At 51.0% G+C, this 5,046-nt stretch carries 3 protein-coding genes; all 3 read left to right on the forward strand.

Features of this window, described 5'->3' with window-relative positions; genetic code table 11:
• On the forward strand, nt 1-3,333 hold a 3,333-nt coding region (locus KQI17_RS13180), incomplete at its 5' end, for an S-layer homology domain-containing protein (RefSeq protein WP_216496658.1).
• 903 nt (nt 3,334-4,236) lie between these two features.
• Nucleotides 4,237-4,668 carry a hypothetical protein gene (locus KQI17_RS13185; RefSeq protein ID WP_216496659.1) on the forward strand — a complete coding sequence of 144 codons (432 nt, stop codon included), beginning with the start codon at nt 4,237-4,239 and terminating at the stop codon, nt 4,666-4,668.
• A gap of 169 nt (nt 4,669-4,837) precedes the next feature.
• Nucleotides 4,838-5,046, forward strand: a 209-nt coding sequence (locus KQI17_RS13190) for a hypothetical protein (protein ID WP_216496660.1), incomplete at its 3' end; no start/stop codon positions are given.

Below are 5,046 nucleotides of genomic sequence, written 5' to 3' on the forward strand. Positions count from 1 at the left end.
CAGCTCGCGACCATCCTCGCAAAGCTCCTCAAGCTGCCCGCCGCGAAGGACGCGGGCTTCACCGACAACACGGCGGATGCCTGGTACTATGATGCCATCAACCGCTGCGCGGCTGCCGGCATCCTCAACGGCAACGGCGACGGCACGGTGACGCCCGAAGCGCCTATCACCCGCGAGCGTGCCATGGTCATGCTGGCCCGCGCGCTCGGCATTGAGCCGATCCGCAAGCCCGACCTGACGAAGTACACCGACGCCGCGCAGGTCTCCGCCTACGCGCAGGGCTACGTTGCCGCGCTCATCGAGGCCGGTATCGTGGGCGGTGTGACGGCTGACGAGCTCGCCCCGCAGGCGAACATCAACCGCGCGTCCACCGTCACCATCCTCGACCGTGCCATCAGCACCTATGCTGACGAGGCGGGTAAGACCGTCAAGGCTGACGGCAAGGGCATCGTGCTCGTCGTCGCCGAGAACGTCAAAATCACCGGCGCTCCCGAGGGCACCAAAATCGTAGTCGCGGACGGCGCGACCGGCCTGACCGTCAACGGCAAGTCCGTCTCCGACGACCAGACCTACATCGTCCCCAAGACCGAACCTGCTAAGCCGTCCAGCAGCTCCTCCGGCGGAAGTGTTCACACGCACACTTATACTACCTTCGTGACCAATTGGAACGATATGACCACCGTCAGGAAGTGCTCCTGCGGTGCGACGCAGACCATCGAAAACAGCAACACTTATTACATTGCCAACGATACCGACCTCAAGGCTTTCCGCGATAGTGTCAATCAGGGTCATACTTTTGCGGGCAAGACTATTCAGCTGACGGACAGCATCGACCTCAAGAATGAAGAGTGGACGCCCATTGGCACTGCCGAGCATCCGTTTGAAGGAACCTTTGACGGTCAGGGTCACAAGATTACTGGCCTTACCAACAAATCTGACGCAACTTCTTTCGGCCTTTTTGAAAAGGTTCAAGGTACCGTTGTGATCAAAAACTTTGAGCTTACCGTAAATGCGGTTGCCGCTGACAATGTTAACAGCGAAGGCTGGGCAGGTGTCGTAGGTCTTTCCAACGGTGCAACCTGTGATTTGACCCTTGAAGACATCACCGTTAAGGGCACTCTTACCGCTAAGGATAAGGTCGCAGGCTTGATCGCGCAGGCACCGACTTATGCGAATAACGGTTCCAAATTGACTGTCAAGAACTGTGTGAACGAAGCTGCCGTAACTGGCGACAGAGCAGCCGGTATTTGCTGCGCCATTAATACTGATGCAGGCAACACCTTTGAAAAGTGCGTAAACAAGGGTACTATTACTGCAAAGTCCGGTAAGTATCAGACTGCCGCAGGTATTGTGTGCAAAAATGAAGCTGGCACGGTGTTTACCAACTGCAGCAATATCGGCGTACTTGATGCAAGCATCGCGTATACAATCGCAACAAAATTGGTTATCACCTTTGGTAGTGGCTCAAGAAGCGGTTCTGACAGAGTTAAAGAAGGCGATACTTACTACTATACTCAGATTAACCCCAACATTGAAACTATGCACAACCTGTTTGTGGGCGAGCCCTATTCTGCCGAAACGGCCGTTGATTGGGAACAGGTCTGCAGAACAGCTCATGCTGTAGACTATGCAGGACTGGGTGCCGGTGTTTGGTATGATACCGAAAACGCAGCTGAATATAAGGTTTCCGCAACTGCAACCAATTATAAAACCTTGAGATACTTCAAATCCATCGACGAAGCATTTGACCATGATCTGTACAACGCAACCATTACTCTGTCGGCAGATCAGACGCTGACTAAGACGAAAGCGGATCAGATGTCTTACGTGATTGATCTGGGCGGAAATACGTTGACCGCAAACTCCACCATTCATAATAGCATCAATGGCGGAACTATTACCATCAAAAATGGTACCATTGTTCAGGCAAGCAACGAAAAGCTGTTTGAAATCACAAATCAGGGTAAGCTGCAGCTCGAAAACGTTACAATCAATTCCGAAGGCAAGTGCATTGCCAGGATTGCTGCTGCATACACTGGAACCATCACCTTTGATGAGAATTGCTCCATCTCGGGTTACATTGACTTGAGCGGAAATCCTGCAACTAATGTAGTTATCAACGGAACTACATATAGTCGCGAAGCTGGCCAATATGTCTACATTGATAACAATGATGTTTCTTACGGTTTCACAAAAATCGCAACTCCTGATCAGCTGAAGGCTTTCGCTGCAGACGTCAATGGTGGCGCTGACTATGCCGGCAAGTTCATCAAGCTGACTGCTGACATCGACCTCAGCAACACGGAATGGACGCCCATCGGCAACGAGAGCGGCAAGGCATTTGCCGGTACGTTTGATGGCAACAACAAGACCATCAGCAATCTGAAAATTACCGGTGGCGGATATATTGGCCTGTTTGGTTATATTACCGGCGGTGCTGAGATCAAGAATGTAAGGTTAGCCGGTGCGGATGTGTCCGGCAGTGAGAGAGTCGGCGGCTTGGTCGGTCAAATTATCGGTAATGCGACCGTAGCCAACTGTTCTATTGATGCAGCTTCTAAAGTTACCGGTAATGACAGCAACACCGGTGGCTTGATCGGTGCGGCGCAATGCGGCAGCGCCAGCACGATTTCCCTGAGCAGCCTCACAAACTATGCTGCTGTTACAAATACAGCTAGCTCGAATTCGAGAGCTGGCGGTATCATTGGACAGGTCACCAGAAATGCAAATGTGACCATCACAAACTGCCACAACCACGGTGTGCTCAGCGCTGCGAACGGCTATGCCGGCGGTATCGTTGCCGCCTATCAGAACGGCTCTCTGACCATTAACGGCTGCACCAACACGAAACCTCTATCTGACTTTACCGGAGCGCATAAGGCCGACCTTATAGCGTGGATCACCTCTGTTCGCGCACTTACGATCAATGCGGACGGAGAGGTTAGCGGAGATATGATCGGGTATATTGAAAGCGATTATTCCAGAAACTTCAAGATCAACGGCAGCTGTTATTTTCTGAATAAAACGAGTGAGAGCTTCACCTTTGTATCCGCGCTTCAAAACAAACAGAGCCTTAACACCGCGAAGATGGACCGCATCATTGATTTTTACACCTTTGCTAAAACCAAGAATTCTAACTTTGCGACTTATCCGAACTCCAATGAGTATTGGGAAATGTTCACTAGCACTGGCGGTTTTGGCGGCGATGGCTGGCCGCAGTTGTTGAAGCAATACAACGAAGCTTATCCTGACAGGAACTTGAAGCAAGAAGAGTTTACGCCCACATGGAGAGATGCTATCATGTATTTCTACAAACCTGCACAGGGCGAATGATCTGCCACCAATGCAGCAAGCGCCCGGGCCAACGCCCGGGCGCTTGCCCTTTTTCTCCCAATACTTGACGGGTACGATGGAACCTGCTATACTTTCCTCATCAAAGGCTGCGTGAAAGCCTGCCGTTTCGGATCATGGGGCGGCAGAGTGGACACGGGAACAGCTTTTGGTGCGCGACGGCCTGCTCCCCGGCGTCATGACGGGACATGAGTGCATCCGGGAATTGTAGATTGACCGTGCGTGATAGGGTGGAATTGTCATTCGGCATATTCTCGCTGAAATGACCTTAATGAGAGGAAGTAAGCTGTCAGGCGTGCGGGGGAGGCGAACCCCTGCCTATGCGCCGGGCAAGTCTGAAACCGGTATTTTCCCGAATTGGCTGTACTTGTGACCGGCATTGCCGTTTGCGGGTACACACTTTGAGCCAAATGTGAAGCGCTTGTCCTGTGGGCGATGGGCGGCGTTAGCGTTTCTGCATGATCCGCAGGATGAGGCGAACCAAGCCCGCTGTCACACGAGGGCACGGCTCACGCAGGCTGTGTAACGCCAGTGATACCTTGACTGATTTTGGGGAAAGGGGAAATTATGCCCTTTTCCAAGAAAAAGTGTATGAGAATAGTAGTCCTTGGACTATTAGATCAATGAAGTACGACTTTGAAGAAAGCCGTGCTTTTTTCTATCCAACAATGATGAGAATATAACAGTATAAGTTGGCCTGCTGCCGGAGGGGCAATACCCATCGGTAACTCATTTCGCAGGAGGTGGTGCGTATGGTGATTTGCTGCTTTTTCTCCAGCATTTACAGCGATCTCCCTTTTCCCAGCGTACTCAGCACCTCCGGCGGTCAGGTCACGTCAATGAGAGTTTTTTGTCGCGTGATTTCGGCGAGAGGACGGGCACAGAATGCTCCGTTCCCCCAGAAAAGCACCGACATATCTAAGTGAGACTGCTTCTTTTAAGCAGTATTTGGATTATTACACGCAAAGAGCAGGATTGAGTGAGAACAAGCTGGCGATTTTTTCACGCCTCAATCAGTCAACATTAAATAAAATTGCAAATGGTAGGTTGAAAAATGTGAATATTTCTATGCTTATCTGTATTTGTTTGGCTCTTGGTCTAAATGAAGCGGAATCTATTGATTTGCTGTCCCGCAGGGAGCGGGCATTTTCTCCAGCCAACGATACGCATAGAGTGTATCTGGAATTGATCCGCATATATTCCATGAAGAAGATCGACTATAAACGGTTGGAGTGCGATTCGCAGTGCCTTTTGGAGGAAGCGGATGCATATTTGAAAAAAGAAGGAAAGGCTCCTCTCCCAAATGCGTGGAGATGAGCGATTCAGAGAGAAAAGGCAGAACTTCAAGTTATTCCATTTCGGGTTTAGCATGGGGCTCTGCCTTTTGTTATTCTATCCCTGCAATCTGGATTGCTTCATTCCTACCAACCCAGCGGCGTCCGATCAACGCTGCACAGTACACTTATGAAAGGAACAGGTATTACCCATGTTGAATATTCGCGATCTTCGGATCGACCCCGCCTCGCTGGGGACAAAGAAGCTGTTGGTGGATGTTGCGCCGGCGTATGAGTATAAAGATGGCAAGCGCACGGATACCGTGACCGGCTATCGCTATATCGTTGCGCTGCCTGCACACAGCCTTGAGAAAATCGGTGTCCGCATTGACGGTAAGCAGCTCATGGAAAAGCCGGAAGG

Source organism: Oscillibacter sp. MSJ-31, from assembly GCF_018918025.1.
Lineage (GTDB): Bacteria > Bacillota > Clostridia > Oscillospirales > Oscillospiraceae > Hominicoprocola.